20 protein-coding genes are annotated in these 13,609 nt (G+C 63.1%); 8 read left to right on the forward strand and 12 right to left on the reverse strand.

What is annotated here, in order from left to right; translation table 11 throughout:
• Positions 1-62: 62 nt before the first annotated feature.
• Positions 63-1,391 (forward strand): Wzz/FepE/Etk N-terminal domain-containing protein, encoded by a 1,329-nt coding sequence (locus HMPREF2886_RS11205; RefSeq protein WP_070747362.1) that lies wholly within the window; start codon positions 63-65, stop codon positions 1,389-1,391.
• 40 nt (positions 1,392-1,431) lie between these two features.
• Here the strand turns inward: HMPREF2886_RS11205 and HMPREF2886_RS11210 are convergent, their stop codons facing one another.
• The 4 genes from HMPREF2886_RS11210 to HMPREF2886_RS11225 all read right to left on the reverse strand — a co-directional run bounded on the left by HMPREF2886_RS11210 (position 1,432) and on the right by HMPREF2886_RS11225 (position 2,548).
• Positions 1,432-1,623: a hypothetical protein gene (locus HMPREF2886_RS11210; protein WP_003454532.1), complete on the reverse strand. Its 192-nt coding sequence runs from the start codon at positions 1,621-1,623 to the stop codon at positions 1,432-1,434.
• Between the two features lie 93 nt (positions 1,624-1,716).
• Complete coding sequence (locus HMPREF2886_RS11215; protein ID WP_003117105.1) at positions 1,717-2,043, reverse strand: Rho-binding antiterminator; 327 nt, start codon at positions 2,041-2,043, stop codon at positions 1,717-1,719.
• 5 nt (positions 2,044-2,048) lie between these two features.
• On the reverse strand, positions 2,049-2,303 hold the full coding sequence (locus HMPREF2886_RS11220; RefSeq protein WP_003086057.1) for a DUF2024 family protein: 255 nt from the start codon (positions 2,301-2,303) through the stop codon (positions 2,049-2,051).
• A gap of 11 nt (positions 2,304-2,314) precedes the next feature.
• Positions 2,315-2,548 (reverse strand): glutaredoxin family protein, encoded by a 234-nt coding sequence (locus HMPREF2886_RS11225; protein ID WP_033976584.1) that lies wholly within the window; start codon positions 2,546-2,548, stop codon positions 2,315-2,317.
• Positions 2,549-2,663: 115 nt separating this feature from the next.
• On the opposite strand from HMPREF2886_RS11225, the gene HMPREF2886_RS11230 reads away from it, so the two are divergent.
• On the forward strand, positions 2,664-3,224 hold the full coding sequence (locus tag HMPREF2886_RS11230) for a MarR family winged helix-turn-helix transcriptional regulator (protein ID WP_033971116.1): 561 nt from the start codon (positions 2,664-2,666) through the stop codon (positions 3,222-3,224).
• A gap of 56 nt (positions 3,225-3,280) precedes the next feature.
• Here HMPREF2886_RS11230 and HMPREF2886_RS11235 read toward each other — a convergent pair whose 3' ends face one another.
• The 3 genes from HMPREF2886_RS11235 to purM are packed head-to-tail and all read right to left on the reverse strand — an operon-like array spanning position 3,281 to position 5,719.
• Entirely contained in the window at positions 3,281-3,997 is a 717-nt protein-coding gene (locus tag HMPREF2886_RS11235) for a DUF3108 domain-containing protein (protein ID WP_003086061.1), read from the reverse strand.
• Positions 3,990-4,658, reverse strand: a complete 669-nt coding sequence (purN, locus tag HMPREF2886_RS11240) for a phosphoribosylglycinamide formyltransferase (RefSeq protein WP_033976586.1) — start codon at positions 4,656-4,658, stop codon at positions 3,990-3,992. Before purN ends, HMPREF2886_RS11235 begins: the two co-directional genes overlap by 8 nt.
• Positions 4,658-5,719, reverse strand: a complete 1,062-nt coding sequence (purM, locus tag HMPREF2886_RS11245) for a phosphoribosylformylglycinamidine cyclo-ligase (RefSeq protein ID WP_003109942.1) — start codon at positions 5,717-5,719, stop codon at positions 4,658-4,660. The genes purN and purM overlap by 1 nt, the downstream gene beginning before the upstream one ends.
• A 213-nt stretch (positions 5,720-5,932) precedes the next feature.
• On the opposite strand from purM, the gene HMPREF2886_RS11250 reads away from it, so the two are divergent.
• Complete coding sequence (locus tag HMPREF2886_RS11250; RefSeq protein WP_070747364.1) at positions 5,933-6,970, forward strand: DUF2066 domain-containing protein; 1,038 nt, start codon at positions 5,933-5,935, stop codon at positions 6,968-6,970.
• Positions 6,971-7,171: 201 nt separating this feature from the next.
• Positions 7,172-7,876, forward strand: a complete 705-nt coding sequence (gene hda, locus HMPREF2886_RS11255) for a DnaA regulatory inactivator Hda (protein WP_003102398.1) — start codon at positions 7,172-7,174, stop codon at positions 7,874-7,876.
• 210 nt (positions 7,877-8,086) lie between these two features.
• Here hda and HMPREF2886_RS11260 read toward each other — a convergent pair whose 3' ends face one another.
• The 3 genes from HMPREF2886_RS11260 to arsC are packed head-to-tail and all read right to left on the reverse strand — an operon-like array spanning position 8,087 to position 9,454.
• Entirely contained in the window at positions 8,087-8,506 is a 420-nt protein-coding gene (locus tag HMPREF2886_RS11260) for a DUF2069 domain-containing protein (protein ID WP_003086072.1), read from the reverse strand.
• A 1-nt stretch (position 8,507) separates the two neighbouring features.
• Positions 8,508-9,104 (reverse strand): NAD(P)H:quinone oxidoreductase, encoded by a 597-nt coding sequence (wrbA, locus tag HMPREF2886_RS11265; protein WP_039027286.1) that lies wholly within the window; start codon positions 9,102-9,104, stop codon positions 8,508-8,510.
• Positions 9,101-9,454: an arsenate reductase (glutaredoxin) gene (gene arsC / locus HMPREF2886_RS11270; protein WP_003120710.1), complete on the reverse strand. Its 354-nt coding sequence runs from the start codon at positions 9,452-9,454 to the stop codon at positions 9,101-9,103. The genes wrbA and arsC overlap by 4 nt, the downstream gene beginning before the upstream one ends.
• A 124-nt stretch (positions 9,455-9,578) precedes the next feature.
• On the opposite strand from arsC, the gene HMPREF2886_RS11275 reads away from it, so the two are divergent.
• Both HMPREF2886_RS11275 and HMPREF2886_RS11280 read left to right on the forward strand, forming a co-directional pair.
• Complete coding sequence (locus tag HMPREF2886_RS11275) at positions 9,579-10,814, forward strand: YihY family inner membrane protein (protein ID WP_033971110.1); 1,236 nt, start codon at positions 9,579-9,581, stop codon at positions 10,812-10,814.
• A gap of 158 nt (positions 10,815-10,972) precedes the next feature.
• Positions 10,973-11,158, forward strand: coding sequence for a hypothetical protein (locus tag HMPREF2886_RS11280; RefSeq protein ID WP_033976594.1), 186 nt, complete (start codon positions 10,973-10,975; stop codon positions 11,156-11,158).
• Positions 11,159-11,168: 10 nt separating this feature from the next.
• Here the strand turns inward: HMPREF2886_RS11280 and HMPREF2886_RS11285 are convergent, their stop codons facing one another.
• Positions 11,169-11,552 carry a hypothetical protein gene (locus HMPREF2886_RS11285; RefSeq protein ID WP_003102388.1) on the reverse strand — a complete coding sequence of 128 codons (384 nt, stop codon included), beginning with the start codon at positions 11,550-11,552 and terminating at the stop codon, positions 11,169-11,171.
• A 344-nt stretch (positions 11,553-11,896) separates the two neighbouring features.
• Here HMPREF2886_RS11285 and HMPREF2886_RS11290 point away from each other — a divergent pair, with 344 nt between their 5' ends.
• The gene (locus HMPREF2886_RS11290; protein ID WP_033976595.1) at positions 11,897-12,361 is read left to right on the forward strand and encodes a TlpA disulfide reductase family protein; all 465 of its coding nucleotides are present in this window, start codon (positions 11,897-11,899) and stop codon (positions 12,359-12,361) included.
• Positions 12,361-12,636 carry an acylphosphatase gene (locus HMPREF2886_RS11295; protein ID WP_033976596.1) on the forward strand — a complete coding sequence of 92 codons (276 nt, stop codon included), beginning with the start codon at positions 12,361-12,363 and terminating at the stop codon, positions 12,634-12,636. The genes HMPREF2886_RS11290 and HMPREF2886_RS11295 overlap by 1 nt, the downstream gene beginning before the upstream one ends.
• 16 nt (positions 12,637-12,652) lie before the next feature.
• On the opposite strand, the gene HMPREF2886_RS11300 is transcribed toward HMPREF2886_RS11295, so the two are convergent.
• The gene (locus HMPREF2886_RS11300) at positions 12,653-13,609 is read right to left on the reverse strand and encodes a hypothetical protein (protein ID WP_033971107.1); all 957 of its coding nucleotides are present in this window, start codon (positions 13,607-13,609) and stop codon (positions 12,653-12,655) included.

Genomic DNA, 13,609 nt, shown 5'->3' on the forward strand with positions numbered 1-13,609 from the left:
ATATCCTACAGATGCCTTTGCGTGCATCTGTGGGCTAGCCGCCTATCGAAAAGGACGTTGGTATGCCTTCCTCACAGCTTCCGGGGGCTTCGCCCTCGGAGATCGATATCGTTCAACTGTTCCAGCAATTGTGGGCGTCGAAATGGCTGATAGCGCTGATCGCGGCCTTGGCGACCGCCGCTGCGCTCGCCTACGCGCTGTTGGCCGTTCCGACCTACCAGGTGGATGTCCTGTTGCGGCCGATCCAGACCAAGGCCCTGGAGGCTGTCAATGTCAAGGGGCTTTATGCCCTGACTCCGCGGGAAGCGCTGGATCGCGTCGGCAACGAGTTGGCAGCCTACTCCGGCAGGCTGGAGTATTTCGAAACCCATCCAGAGCTATTTCAGCAATTGAACGCCGAGGGTCTGTCCCCCGAGCAGGCTTTCTGGAAGTTCAATCAGGATGCCTTCAGCATGCAGCAGGCGGACTTGAAGAAGGACCCCCAGGCGGCGCCTTTCTTCCGCTTGTCCATGCAGTATCCCCAGGGCATGGATGGTGCCGCCATTCTCAACGGCATGCTCGCTTCGACCATCGAGAACGAGCGTCAGCGAATCCTGGACGACCTCCAGGCGCGTATCGACGGTCGCCTGCAATTCCTCGAGCAGGATATCGAAGGCAAGCGTGCCAGTTACCAGGCTACCAAGGAAGGCAAGATCGCCCGGTTGCTGGAAGCGGACAGCATCCGGCGGGCTGGCCTGGAGGATGAACTCAAGGCGTTGCGCGGGCGGCTGAAGATGGTGCGCGATTCGCGTATCCAGCAGCTCAACGAGGCTATCCAGATCGCCACCCGGCTGGGGATCGTCAAGCCGACGACCCCGGGCGCACTGGGAGAGGTCGGGCAGGATGGCTCGCGCAGCGTTTTCCGCACCGAGGTGAATAACCAGCAGATTCCCCTGTATTTCATGGGGGTCGATGCCTTGACCGCCGAGCGCGATACCTTGCTCAAACGCAAGGGCGATGACTTCACCGAGCCCCGCGTGGCGAAGATCCAGCAGGAGCTGAAGCAGTTGGAAAACAACCGTGAAGTGCAATACCTGCAGGCTCGAAAGGGCGAGGAGCGCTTCTTCGAAAACATCGACAAGCTGCGTGGAGAGCAGGCACGCCTCAAGACTCTGAAGGCGAGCGAGCCGAAGATCGAACTGGTGCGGATCGACCAGAAGGCTTCGACCCCTCTGAAACCGATCAAGCCGCGCAAGGCCTTGGTGGTGGCCTTGGGCCTCCTGGGTGGGCTGGCGCTCGGCGTGCTGGTGGCTCTGGTTCGGGCGATGTTGCGTGCCCCACGGCAACGGGTACAGGAAAATAGCCTGCCGCCGGGAGTCGTCAGTCTCGACCGGAGCCTTTCCGGGACCTGAGACCAAAGGTGCGCCCCCGAAATACGCGGGGGCGCATGGTTCAGGCCGATTTACCTATCTGCCGCAGTTCTTCTTCTTTCTCCAGCTTGATCCGATAGGCGTGGGCGTCATCCTCGTTATGGAAGACGCCAACCAGCAGTCCCTGCTGATGCACGTCCCAGCAGCGGCGGCCAAGCGCACGCAGTTCGCGGGATTTGTGGTCATCGTCACGCTCGGTCACTGTCACACTCATCTTTTCTGCTCCAGGGTTGATCTGCATCAAGGCAAATCCAGCCTATTTCAATAGCAGGCTAATCAAATAGCCCTGGAATTGAGAAAAACCTTTTCAGTTTCCAAGGTGTGAAGATGGCATGCCGGATGCTCTGGAACAGGCCTCTTCCCTCAGGCGTATACGGCCGAACAAGGCTGCTTCCGTGAGGGCGGTAATCGCCAACAGGCGATCCAGGCGCAGCAGCAGAGTCGCTCCTTCGACGGCCACCTCAAGGTATTCCTCCTTGCCGCCGCCTGGCCGAACGGCCCGGGTATGCGTCGTGCGCGCCTCGGCTTCGAAGCGAACACCGTCCTCGAGTTCGAGGAGCAACCGGTAGCGGTAGAGGCAGGCGATCTCCAGGTAGTCATGGAGATCGCAGGCGATCGGGTGGTAGCTGTCCATTGGCCTCAACAGCCTTCCAGGGGAAGGATGTAATGGCCATGGAGCCGAATGGCTTCGGCAACCTCTGCTGTCGCAATCTCGCTATGGCAGTAGCTGCAATGCCCCTGGCTGATATCGGCCTCGTCTATGCCTCTTCCGGCGAGCCAGCGTCGAGCGAACTCGCCGGCGCGAGCCCCCAGCTCCTCCGTGACCAGGACATCGAAGTGCAGGTAGCGGCCGTCGCGGGTTCGCACATGGGTGTCGAAGATCTTCACCTCCATGGCCGTTCTCCTTATTTCAGGTCGCTGAGTGTCGCACCGAAGTTAAGGTGCAGTACCTGTCCGTCGACAACCAGGGCAGGAACCGACTTGACCCCGGCCTTTTCCGCCTCGGCGATGCGTGCCGATTGTTCGGCGAGATGGACCACTTCGATGTCCACCTGCTTGCGATCGAGCAATGGCAGCAAGGAACGTTCGGCCTCGACACAGATTGCGCAGCCGGCGTGATAGTAGATGGCTTTGGTCATGCTGATTCTCCTGTAGGAATTTAGTATCGATACGATACTTTTTTAGCCTAAACAGGAGGCGGCCTCTTTGTCAAACATGTTTTTAGTCGATACTATATTGGCAAGGAGGTATCCCGTGTCCGCCATCGCCCTTTACGATTACCTGGAAAGACTGACCAGCCTGATGCGTGCCTGGTCCCGCGAGCAGCCGCTGGTGGCTGAGCTGCAGCCGGTGCAATTGAGCGCCTTGCATTACCTGGCGCGTTGTAATCGCTATTCGGATACTCCGCTGGGCGTGACCGAATACCTCGGCTTGACCAAGGGCACAGTGTCGCAATCGCTCAAGGTGCTGGAAGGGAGGGGGCTGATCAGCAAGGTGCCGGATGCGCGGGATCGGCGCAGCGTTCATCTGCGGCTGACCGATGCGGGGCGCTCGCTGATCGAGGCGGTGATTCCGCCGCAGTTCCTCGAGCAGGCCGTCACGGCACTGGGCGAGAAGGGTGAACACTTGCAAGGCTTGTTGCGTGATCTTCTGGTCGTCATCCAGCGTCAGGAGGATGTGCCTGGTTTCGGCCTTTGTCGGTCCTGCCGGTTCCATCAACGGCGTGCGGGTTCGCCCTTCTGCGGTCTAACCGGGGAGCCGTTGAGCGATGCCGATGCCGAACTGATCTGCCGCGAGCACCAGGCCTGCGGCTGATCCGCGGGCAATAAAAAAACCGGGCAATGGCCCGGCTTTTCGTGGGAGAGGGGGAGTCAGCTCTTTTCGCCAGTGACGGTCTTGCCGTCGATGGTGCCTTCCTTGAGCATGATCTGGTATTCCTTGCCGTCGGTTTCCATCTGGTACAGGCGGACCAGCAGATAGTCCCAGTCCTTGGCGAACCAGAGGATGGTCTTGCGGTTGCTCTTGCCCGGATCACGCACGCGCTCGACCTTGATCGCGTTGATCAGGCCGGCCTGGGTGCGTACCTTTTCCTCGCCGAGAACCCGGAAGTCGTAGGTATCGACATCCTCGCCCTCGATGATCTGGTAGCTCATGCTCTTCTTGCCGTCGGCAACGTCATGCTGCAGGACCAGTTGATAGGTGGACTTGTCCAGTTGGCCGCGATTCAGGGGTTGCCGCACCGCATCGCCGCGGTCGCTGCCGAGAACCTGCTTCTGCGACCAGTCGAAGTCCAGCTCGATCTGCTTGCCTTTGCCCAGACCTTGGCGGGCGAAGCGGTAGGTCTGTGGCAGGAAGGTGTCGTTCTCGACCTTGAAGGTGCTGACTTCGTTGAGACTGGCCAGCAGCATGGAGGCCTCGAAGTCCAGTTGCCAGCGGCCGTCGCCGAGAGCCTTCAGGCTGCGGGAGGCATTGCCGCTGATGGGCATCTGTTTCCAGTCGGCGGTATAGCTGGCGGTGAACGGCTTCAGCTCGAAGGCATAGGCCGGCAGGGTCAGCAGCGTCAGCAGGAACAGCATGGCTTTACGCATTGCGAATCTCCTTGGTGCGAATCTGATGGCCGGTGGCAGGCAGGGCCTGGCCATCCAGCAGGGCGCCCTGTTCGCCCAGGCGCAAGCGGCCCTCGGCGAACCAGCGCATGGCCAGCGGGTAGATCCGGTGTTCTTCCTCGTGAACCCGTCTGGCCAGGCGTTCCGGCGTATCTTGCGACTCTACCGGGATTACTGCCTGTACGACCAGTGGCCCCCCATCGAGTTCCTCCGTCACGAAGTGCACGCTGCAACCGTGCTCGCGGTCGCCGGCTTCGAGGGCGCGTTGATGGGTATGCAGCCCTTTGTGGCGCGGCAGCAACGAGGGATGGATATTCAGCAGTCGCCCCTGGTAATGGCGAACGAAATCGGCGCTGAGGATGCGCATGAACCCGGCAAGGATCACCAGGTGCGGGTCATGGGCATCGATTCGTTGTGCCAGGGCCTGGTCGAAGCTTTCGCGATCGGCATAGGCCTTGTGATCGAGCACCTCGGTCTCGATGCCGGCCTGGCGCGCGCGTTCCAGGCCATAGGCGTCCGCGCGGTTGGAGATCACCGCGCGGATCCGGGCCGGCGTGGCGCCGTCCCGGAGGCTGTCGATCAGCGCCTGCAGGTTGCTGCCGGAGCCGGAAATCAGCACCACGACATTGCAGAGTTTCGGCATCAGTGGTTTTTCAGATTGTTCAGGACCACGCGCTCGGCGTCCGCGCCGCAGGTTTCGATGCGACCGATCTGCCAGGGTTGCTCGCCGGCGGCACGCAGGACTTCCAGGGCTTTCTCGGCGTCGCTCTGGGCCACGCAGATGACCATGCCGACGCCGCAGTTGAGTACGCGATGCATCTCGGTCTCGTCGACGTTGCCCTGTTCCTGCAGCCAGTCGAATACCGCCGGACGGTTCCAGCTGGCGACATCGATCACGGCCTGGGCGTTGTCCGGCAGGACGCGCGGGATGTTGTCCAGCAGGCCGCCGCCGGTAATGTGAGCCATCGCCTTGACCGCGCCGGTCTGCTTGATCAGTTGCAGCAGCGGCTTGACGTAGATGCGGGTCGGCGCCATCAGCAGGTCGGCCAGCGGCTTGCCGTCGAGTTGGACCTGCTCGATGTCGGCGCCGGAAACCTCGATGATCTTGCGGATCAGGGAGTAGCCGTTGGAGTGCGGGCCGGAGGAGGGCAGGGCGATAAGCGCGTCGCCGGCCTGGACCCTGGAGCCGTCGATGATCTCGGCCTTTTCCACGACGCCGACGCAGAAGCCGGCCAGGTCATAGTCTTCGCCTTCGTACATGCCGGGCATTTCGGCGGTCTCGCCGCCGACCAGAGAACAGCCCGCCAGTTCGCAACCGGCACCGATGCCGGTGACTACGGTGGCGGCGACGTCGACGTTGAGCTTGCCGGTGGCGTAGTAGTCGAGAAAGAACAGCGGCTCGGCGCCACAGACCACCAGGTCGTTGACGCACATCGCCACCAGGTCCTGGCCGATGCTGTCGTGCTTGTTCAGGTTGAGCGCCAGGCGCAGCTTGGTGCCCACCCCGTCGGTGCCGGATACCAGCACCGGTTGCTTGTAGCCGGCCGGGATTTCGCAGAGGGCGCCGAAGCCGCCGAGGCCGCCCATCACTTCCGGGCGTGCGGTGCGCTTGGCCACGCCTTTGATGCGTTCCACCAGGGCTTCGCCGGCGTCGATGTCCACACCAGCGTCCTTGTAGCTCAACGAGGGTTGCTTGCTGCTCATAAATCCAGGCCTATAGGGGTAATTCGGAGATCGGCCGGCCGCCCAAGCGTGCAACGCTGTTTGCCGGTTTTGAAGGCGCGCGATTTTATCAGGCTTGCCACGCAGCGGCCATCTCGGTTGCCGCTGAACGGACTGCTGTTTAAGGTATAGGTCCACTTGCGCGGCCTTCACAGCTCGTCGCCGCCGTTCCCATCCGTTCGTCGAGAGCCCTCCATGCGCATAGCCCGACTCTTCGTTCTCTATTTTTCCCTGCTAGGCTTGCCCGTCTTCGCGGCAACGGTCCCCAATCTCTACCAGGTCCACGAGCCGGTTTCGTCGCAGCAGCCCGGGGAGCGCGATGCCGGACTGGTGCGAGCCCTACAGACCCTGCTGGTGCGCCTGACCGGCAATCCGCAGGCGCCGCAGAACCCGGCATTGGCGGGGTACCTGAAGGATCCGCAGCAACTGATCAGCCAGTACGCCTTCGAAAATGGTCCGCCGCTGGCGCTGGTGGTCGATTTCGATCCGACCGCCACCGGTAATGCGTTGCGGGCCGCCGGCCTGCCGAGCTGGGGCGCCAACCGGCCAGCGGTGCTGGCCTGGTGGCTGAACGAAAGCGCCGATGGCAGCTCCCTGGTCGGTGACAACCAGGCCTCGGCCGAACCGCTCAAGCGTGCGGCACAGAACCGCGGCTTGCCGTTGCGCCTGCCTCTGGCGGATCTCGACGAACAGATCGTCGGTACCCCGGAGAACCTCACCGCCGCCCAACCCGATGCCCTGCGCGCAGCCTCCGAGCGTTATGCCGTCGATGCCTTGCTGGCAGTGGACGCCAAGGAGGCGGACGGCAAATGGCAGGCGCAATGGCGGCTGTGGATGGGCGATTCGCGAGAGCAAGGCCAGGCTGAAGGCGCTACGCCCGACGCGTTGGCAGACAGCGTGATGCTGGCCGTCGGCAACCGCCTGTCCACTCGTTTCGTTGCCACGCCGGGAGCGGCGACCGGCCTGACCCTCCAAGTCCAGGGCGCGACACTGGCACGCTATGCCGAGTTGCAACGCCTGCTCGATCCGTTCGGCGCGCGCCTGGTAGGCGTGCGGGGCGATCGCCTCGACTATTCCGTGAAGGCCAGTCCCGAGCAATTGCGTGCCCAGTTGGGCCTGGCGCAGTTGCAGGAAGTCCCGGCCGACAGCGTACCGGTGGATGCCTCCGGCCAGCCCGCAGCGCCCAGCGCGGCGGTGCCGTCGTCGACCCAACTGAATTTCCGCTGGCAGTGAGTCGGCGCGCCGATCTGCTCCTATGCAACGGAGCGGGCCGGCGCGCGACCGGCCGATGCTCTGGGCAAGGAGCCTCGGCTATCGGCAAACCTTTGATTTTGCTTGCCTAGTTGCTCATTGTGCGGCCTTGCCGAGGCGTATAAACTTTGCAGCCTTTACGGTGACTCCTGCGGCGTTTTCGGATTGTCCGCCCAGCCTGGCATGAAACCTATTCAGCTTCCCCTCAGTGTGCGTCTGCGCGACGACGCCACCTTCGCCAACTACTATCCCGGTGCCAATGCCGCGGCACTGGGATATGTCGAGCGTTTGTGCGAAGCCGAGGCTGGCTGGGCGGAAAGCCTCATCTACCTCTGGGGGCACGACGGCGTCGGCCGCAGTCACCTGCTGCAGGCGGCCTGCTTACGTTTCGAGCAGTTCGAAGAGCGAACCATCTACCTGCCGATGGCCGATCTGGTGCAGTACGGCCCGGAAATCTTCGACGATCTCGAGCAGTGCGAGCTGGTCTGCATCGACGACCTGGATGTGCTGGTTGGCAAGCGAGAGTGGGAAGAGGGGCTGTTCCACCTGTTCAATCGACTGCGCGATACCGGTCGGCGCCTGCTGCTGGCGGCATCGAAGTCGCCCCGGGAGCTGCAGGTCAAGCTGCCGGACCTGAAGTCCCGCCTCACCATGGCGCTGATCTTCCAGTTGCACGGTCTTTCCGACGAGGACAAGCTTCGTGCCCTGCAACTGCGGGCATCCCGTCGTGGCCTGCATCTGACCGATGAAGTCGGTCGTTTCATCCTCAACCGCGGTTCGCGCAGCATGAACTCTCTGTTCGATCTGCTGGAGCAACTGGATCGCGCTTCGCTCCAGGCTCAGCGCAAGCTGACCATTCCTTTCCTCAAGGAGACCCTCGGCTGGTAAGCGTCGACAGTCCGTCGGCGAACTCCCACATGGCCGTGCCGCAGTCCTTGGGTTTCGCTTGCGGCAGGAAGTGACCGCCTTCTATCCGTCTCTCCATTCATGCGCCGGCAATACCGGAGCGCTGGCTGTCCGCAGATTTACCGGCAGCGCCAGACTGGTCGGCACTGGAAAGCGGCGCAGGCAGGGCAGGAGGGGGCTCCTGCCTTACCATCAGCGCTCTCCGGCGACCCTTCGGTCGTACTGGAATCGCCAGCGCGTATAGAGCAGCGCGGCGCAGAACAAGGTCACGCTGAGTAGCACTTCGGCCCAGCCGAACAGGCGCTGCGTGGGATCGAAGGCGGCGAGTACGCCGAGGATGAAATACAGGTTGACCACGTAGCAGGCCCAGGCATGCCCGCGCGCGCTGCCCATGAGCAGTCCGGGGGCCACCACCAGCAGCGGCAGCAGCTTGAAGGCGAGGACCAGCCAGGGCACCCAGCTCGCCGCACCATGGGCGTCCGCGTAGATCAGATCGCGAATGAGGATGAGCAGGACCAGGCCGACGAAGCTTCCCAGGCTGATGGCACGGCTGAGCGCCAGGCGCGGCTGCAGCCACGCTACTTCGGGCAGCGGTTTGTTCTTGCGGGCCATTTCAACTCCCCAGCTTGCCGGCGGTTTCCGCCAGGCGTTTGCCCAGCGCGCGACACAGGGTCAGTTCGTGCTCATCGAGGCTGCGCTTGCCATCGGCGCCGGCGAAGTGGCTGGCGCCGTAAGGCGTGCCGCCGCCGCGGGTTTCCAGCAGGGCGGGTTCGCTGTAGGGAATGCCCAGGACCAGCATGCCGTGGTGCAGCAACGGCAGCAGCATCGATAACTGAGTGGTCTCCTGGCCGCCGTGCAGGCTGGCGGTGGAGGTGAAGACCGCTGCCGGCTTGCCGACCAGGCCGCCGGTCAGCCACAGGCTGCTGGTACCGTCGAGGAAGTATTTCAGCGGGGAAGCCATGTTGCCGAAGCGGGTCGGGCTGCCGAGGGCCAGGCCCGCGCAGTTCTTCAGGTCCTCCAGGGATGCGTACAGCGCCCCCTCCGCGGGGATGTCCGGGGCGACCGCTTCGCATTCGGTGGATACCGCGGGAACCGTGCGTACGCGGGCCTCGAAACCGCCCTGTTCGACGCCACGGGCGATCTGCCGGGCCATTTCCGCGGTAGCGCCATGGCGACTGTAGTACAGCACCAGGATGTAGGGACTGCTCAAGCGAGGATCTCCAGGACTCTTTCCGGAGGCCGGCCAACCACCGCCTTGTCACCTGCGACCAGCACCGGACGCTCGATCAGCTTCGGATGCCTGGCCATTGCCTCGATGATGGCCTCTTCGCCAAGACTGGGCTCATCCAGGCCGAGGGCCTTGTATTCGTCCTCCCCGGTTCGCAGCAACTGGCGGGCGGGAATGCCGAGCTTGGCCAGGATCGCTTTCAGCTCGGCGACGCTTGGCGGGGTTTCCAGGTAGCGCACCACCTGCGGTTGCAGGCCGCGGGCTTCGAGCAGTTCGAGCGCTGCGCGGGATTTCGAGCAGCGCGGATTGTGCAACAGGATCAGTTCGCTCATGTCAGGGGTCGCATGGCCGGTGAAGTGACGGCTATTCTAACCGCCTCGTCGACCAGGACTGAACCCGTCGGCGCGAAGTACCGCCCCGAGAGGCGAAGAACCGGCGCGACTTCAAGGAGAGGGCATGCGCGAACATTTCAACGATGGGGTCGAGTTCGCTCGCTTCCTTGCTCATCGCTTCGTCACCGACAAGGCTCCCAACAGCGCGGCGGCGCTGACTTACACCACGTTGTTCGCGGTAGTGCCGATGATGACGGTGATGTTTTCCATGCTTTCGCTGATTCCGGCGTTCCATGGCATGGGCGAGTCGATCCAGACTTTCATCTTTCGCAATTTCGTGCCTTCCGCTGGAGAGGCGGTGGAAACCTACCTGAAGAGTTTCACCACCCAGGCCCGGCACCTGACCTGGGTCGGGGTGGTCTTTCTGGCAGTCACCGCCTTCACCATGCTGGTGACCATCGAGAAAGCCTTCAACGAGATCTGGCGGGTTCGCCAGCCACGCCGCGGTGTCGGGCGGTTCCTCCTCTACTGGGCGATCCTCAGCCTGGGCCCATTGTTGCTGGGTGCCGGCTTCGCCGTGACCACCTACATCGCTTCGCTGTCGCTGCTCCATGGCCCGGACGCGTTGCCGGGCGCGGAGACGCTGCTGGGGCTGATGCCGCTGGCGTTCAGCGTGGCAGCCTTCACCCTGCTCTATTCGGCGGTCCCGAACGCCCGGGTCCCGGTGCGCCATGCCCTGATGGGCGGCGTGTTCACCGCGGTACTGTTCGAAGCCGCGAAAACCCTGTTCGGGCTGTACGTAAGCCTGTTTCCCGGCTACCAGCTGATCTACGGTGCCTTCGCCACCGTGCCTATCTTCCTGCTGTGGATCTATCTTTCCTGGATGATCGTTCTATTCGGCGCGGTGCTGGTCTGCAATCTCTCTTCTTCCCGTCTCTGGCGGCGGCGCTCGCTGCCCAAGCTGATCGTCCTGCTCGGCGTGCTGAGGGTGTTCCACCAGCGACAGCAGCTTGGACAATCGCTGCGCCTGACCCACTTGCATCGTGCGGGTTGGTTGTTGCCCGAGGATGAGTGGGAGGAACTGCTGGACTTTCTCGAGAAGGAGCAGTTCGTCTGCCGCGCCGGCGGAGGCGAGTGGGTGCTGTGCCGGGATCTTGGCGCCTACAGTCTGCACCGCTTGCTGAATCGCTGCCCCTGGCCCATGCCCAGCCGAGAGCGCATGCCTGCAAATCTGGACGAGGCGTGGTATCCGCCGTTCCAGCAGGCCATGGAGCGCTTGCAGGTGGAGCAGGAGGCGCTGTTCGGTGAAAGCCTGGCCCACTGGCTGGCGGACGGAACCTCGGGAGTGAAGGTGACGTAAAGTGTCAGTTTGCGGCGAACGATGTGCATGAGGCGCTGCATTCTGCCGGAGGAATCCCAGCAAGCGCAGGGAAAGCGCTGTTGGCACGCTTCTGGCAAACCCTCGTGTGACAGTCGTTTCACTCCGTAGTTCCGCCGAGGTTCCCGTTCATGCCCCCAATGTCGAACAAGGTCGTCCATTTGCATCACAAGGATGAGCAGGCAGCGCTTGAGCGTTTGAACCGGATTACCGGGCTGCAGTTCAGCAGTTGGCCGGAGTCGCTGGTGCCGGCGCGCAGCCTCAGCGAACCGTCGCCTGAGAAAGTGCGGGACGAACCCCTGCTCGATCAGGTGCGCCAGGGCTGAGCGATCCGGCTCAAGCTTCGGACAGCTGCTGGGTCCTGTTTTCCTGCTCCACCGCTTGTACGAAGAACTCCTCCACGACCAGTCGGGAAAAGGCCGTCGCCGACTTCAGGCGTACCTGCATGTTCTCCACTTTCTGCCGTACGGGCAGGCGGGCAATGCCGGAAAGCAGGATGCGTTGCTGGCGGTCGATTCGTCCGTGATCCACCGCCACTTCGCGCTGGCGCCCGCCATCCAGATAGCTGACCACCAGTGACACCAGCAGGTCGCAGGCATCCGGAAGATGTAGCCAGGCGGCAATGTTGTAGTCCGCGACCAGGCCCTCGTGGGCTGTCAGGGTCGGGCGTGCGGCATCCACCAGGTGTGCGGGGACGCTTCCGATCAGATGGTCTTTCATAAGCAGCAGTGTGTCCGTTTAAAAGGGCTTCGGACTCGTCGCTCTCGACTTCTCCCCAAGTCGATCCTGCCGATGCCTGGGCATACGGCCGGTTGAGTCGTCGCGTCGTGTGTGGCACGCGGATTATAGGGGTGGTCCTTTGCGTCAAACTGTGCGGTTCGACGGCGATCGTCGTGACTCTTCTCGCACTTTGTACCTTGTAGGAAGTATCGGGGCTTCTTCTTCCCATATTCGTCTCCACTCGGTTTTGCAGAGGTGGATGGCTTCCAGTAAGGTCTCGCCATAGTGTCGCGCCGGGTTGCCCTGGTCCGGCCAATGTTTTCCTGACTCGAGAGGTTCCTGACATGGGGAGTTGGCTACGCCCGCTGGGCGCTGCTGCGGTGTTGTTTCTCGCGGGCTGTTCGGCGGATTACGGAGTCGACCAGGACGGGCGTCCTGTCGCTGCGGAGCGGCTGGACGGGCATTGGCTGGTGGTCAATTACTGGGCTGACTGGTGCGCGCCCTGCCGGACCGAGATTCCGGAGATGAATCGCCTTGCGCAGGTGCTGGAAGGGCAGGGCGGGCGCGTCATTGGCGTGAATTTCGATGGCCTGCGCGATGCCGAGTTGAAGAAGTCGGCCGATGGCATGGGGATTCGCTTCACCGTGCTGGCCGATGATCCGGCGCCTCGCTTCAAGCTCCCTCGCAGCGAAGCGTTGCCTGTCACCTATATCGTCGATGCTCGGGGGGAAATGCGTCAGCGTCTGCTGGGCGAGCAGACGGCCGATGGCATATTGAAACAGCTCGAGGCTTTGCGGGAGGGACGCTGATGGCGAAGATCTGCTTGCATGCCTATGTCGGCGGCCGGGTACAGGGCGTCGGTTTCCGCCAGGCGACCCGGGAAGAGGCTGATCGCCTCGAACTCGACGGTTGGGTGCGAAACCTGGATGACGGGCGTGTCGAAGTCGTCTGGGAGGGCGAGGAGGACCGGGCGAAAGCCTTGGAGCGATGGCTGGGGCGGGGCCCGCGGCACGCGGAGGTCTCTGCGGTCGAGGTCGAGCAAATGCCGCTGCAGGGGATCGCTGGCTTCGTCGTCCGTCGCTGACGAGGCGAGTTCGCCGTCAGGGCGTCTCGCCAGGGTCCGCGGCCAGGCGTCCGGCATCCCGGAGCAGGGCATGCATGAACTGCTGCTGCAGTTCGGGGTCGTTGCGCGTGAGTTCGATCAGGCTCTGTTCCAGTTCGCTGGCTTCTTCTTCCAGGCCCAACTCCGCGAGGCGTTTCACCCGATGGACCCAGTGGTGGACGTCATCGCCTTCCAGGTCGTCATAGATCAGGGCGTGAGCTTCCAGGAGCTTGCCGCGCAGGCTGCGGCTGACGCGGAGGCTGGCATCGGCGCGGGTACCATCCTGCGGGTCGCTCACCGAAAGATGTATCTGCGAGATGCGGCTGATGTCCTGTTCGGCGAAGGGGCTGTCGAGCAGGTTGAGGCGCAGCACGCCATGACGGTCGGTAAGCAGTTCGTTGAGTTCCTTGCCGGAACTGACCATGACCGGACGCTCAGCCCAGGGCAGGCTGGAGTATTCCAGGCGCTTGTCGCGCTGTTTCTCGTCGATGCTCGCGAGATTCTGTTCGGCGCGACCGTTGGATTCCACGTTCATGAACGGATTCACCCCGGCCAGCCCATAGTTGATCCAGCCGTGGGTGATATTGTCCGGTACGCTGCCGAAGGTCACCACGTTGACGATGTTCGCTCCGACGCCGGCCACCAGCGCCAGCGCGCCCAACGGGATCTCGTAGATCTCCCGCCAGGCCTGGTACGGCGTATAGCGGTCGTAACGGCGCGTCACCTCGAACTCGGTGACCTCGAAGGACTTCTGGTCGTTGATCCGGACCCGGCGCTGCGGCAGTTCGAGCACATCGGGCTGGCCGACATCGACTTGCAGGGTGTGTTCGAGCAGCTTCCGCTCGACGCGCTCCTCATGCTCGCTACGCTGCGGCAACTGGTTGGCGCAGCCGCTCAGCAGAAGGCCGCCGCACAGGGCGGCGGCGAATAGGCGCAGGGGTTTTCCGGTGGGCAT

Source organism: Pseudomonas sp. HMSC066A08 (assembly GCF_001813025.1).
Taxonomy (GTDB): Bacteria; Pseudomonadota; Gammaproteobacteria; order Pseudomonadales; family Pseudomonadaceae; genus Pseudomonas; species Pseudomonas aeruginosa.

What these genes read in the sequence shown, in the direction of transcription:
- HMPREF2886_RS11250 (WP_070747364.1), top strand. Translation starts at nt 5,933, where the DNA reads ATGCGCATAGCCCGACTCTTCGTTCTCTATTTTTCCCTGCTAGGCTTG.
- HMPREF2886_RS11290 (WP_033976595.1), top strand. Translation starts at nt 11,897, where the DNA reads ATGGGGAGTTGGCTACGCCCGCTGGGCGCTGCTGCGGTGTTGTTTCTC.
- HMPREF2886_RS11260 (WP_003086072.1), bottom strand. Translation starts at nt 8,506, where the DNA reads ATGGCCCGCAAGAACAAACCGCTGCCCGAAGTAGCGTGGCTGCAGCCG.
- HMPREF2886_RS11280 (WP_033976594.1), top strand. Translation starts at nt 10,973, where the DNA reads ATGTCGAACAAGGTCGTCCATTTGCATCACAAGGATGAGCAGGCAGCG.
- HMPREF2886_RS11300 (WP_033971107.1), bottom strand. Translation starts at nt 13,609, where the DNA reads ATGCCCACCGGAAAACCCCTGCGCCTATTCGCCGCCGCCCTGTGCGGC.
- HMPREF2886_RS11220 (WP_003086057.1), bottom strand. Translation starts at nt 2,303, where the DNA reads ATGGAGGTGAAGATCTTCGACACCCATGTGCGAACCCGCGACGGCCGC.
- HMPREF2886_RS11295 (WP_033976596.1), top strand. Translation starts at nt 12,361, where the DNA reads ATGGCGAAGATCTGCTTGCATGCCTATGTCGGCGGCCGGGTACAGGGC.
- purN (WP_033976586.1), bottom strand. Translation starts at nt 4,658, where the DNA reads ATGCCGAAACTCTGCAATGTCGTGGTGCTGATTTCCGGCTCCGGCAGC.
- hda (WP_003102398.1), top strand. Translation starts at nt 7,172, where the DNA reads ATGAAACCTATTCAGCTTCCCCTCAGTGTGCGTCTGCGCGACGACGCC.
- HMPREF2886_RS11285 (WP_003102388.1), bottom strand. Translation starts at nt 11,552, where the DNA reads ATGAAAGACCATCTGATCGGAAGCGTCCCCGCACACCTGGTGGATGCC.
- HMPREF2886_RS11275 (WP_033971110.1), top strand. Translation starts at nt 9,579, where the DNA reads ATGCGCGAACATTTCAACGATGGGGTCGAGTTCGCTCGCTTCCTTGCT.
- purM (WP_003109942.1), bottom strand. Translation starts at nt 5,719, where the DNA reads ATGAGCAGCAAGCAACCCTCGTTGAGCTACAAGGACGCTGGTGTGGAC.
- arsC (WP_003120710.1), bottom strand. Translation starts at nt 9,454, where the DNA reads ATGAGCGAACTGATCCTGTTGCACAATCCGCGCTGCTCGAAATCCCGC.
- HMPREF2886_RS11225 (WP_033976584.1), bottom strand. Translation starts at nt 2,548, where the DNA reads ATGACCAAAGCCATCTACTATCACGCCGGCTGCGCAATCTGTGTCGAG.
- HMPREF2886_RS11205 (WP_070747362.1), top strand. Translation starts at nt 63, where the DNA reads ATGCCTTCCTCACAGCTTCCGGGGGCTTCGCCCTCGGAGATCGATATC.
- HMPREF2886_RS11215 (WP_003117105.1), bottom strand. Translation starts at nt 2,043, where the DNA reads ATGGACAGCTACCACCCGATCGCCTGCGATCTCCATGACTACCTGGAG.
- HMPREF2886_RS11210 (WP_003454532.1), bottom strand. Translation starts at nt 1,623, where the DNA reads ATGAGTGTGACAGTGACCGAGCGTGACGATGACCACAAATCCCGCGAA.
- HMPREF2886_RS11235 (WP_003086061.1), bottom strand. Translation starts at nt 3,997, where the DNA reads ATGCGTAAAGCCATGCTGTTCCTGCTGACGCTGCTGACCCTGCCGGCC.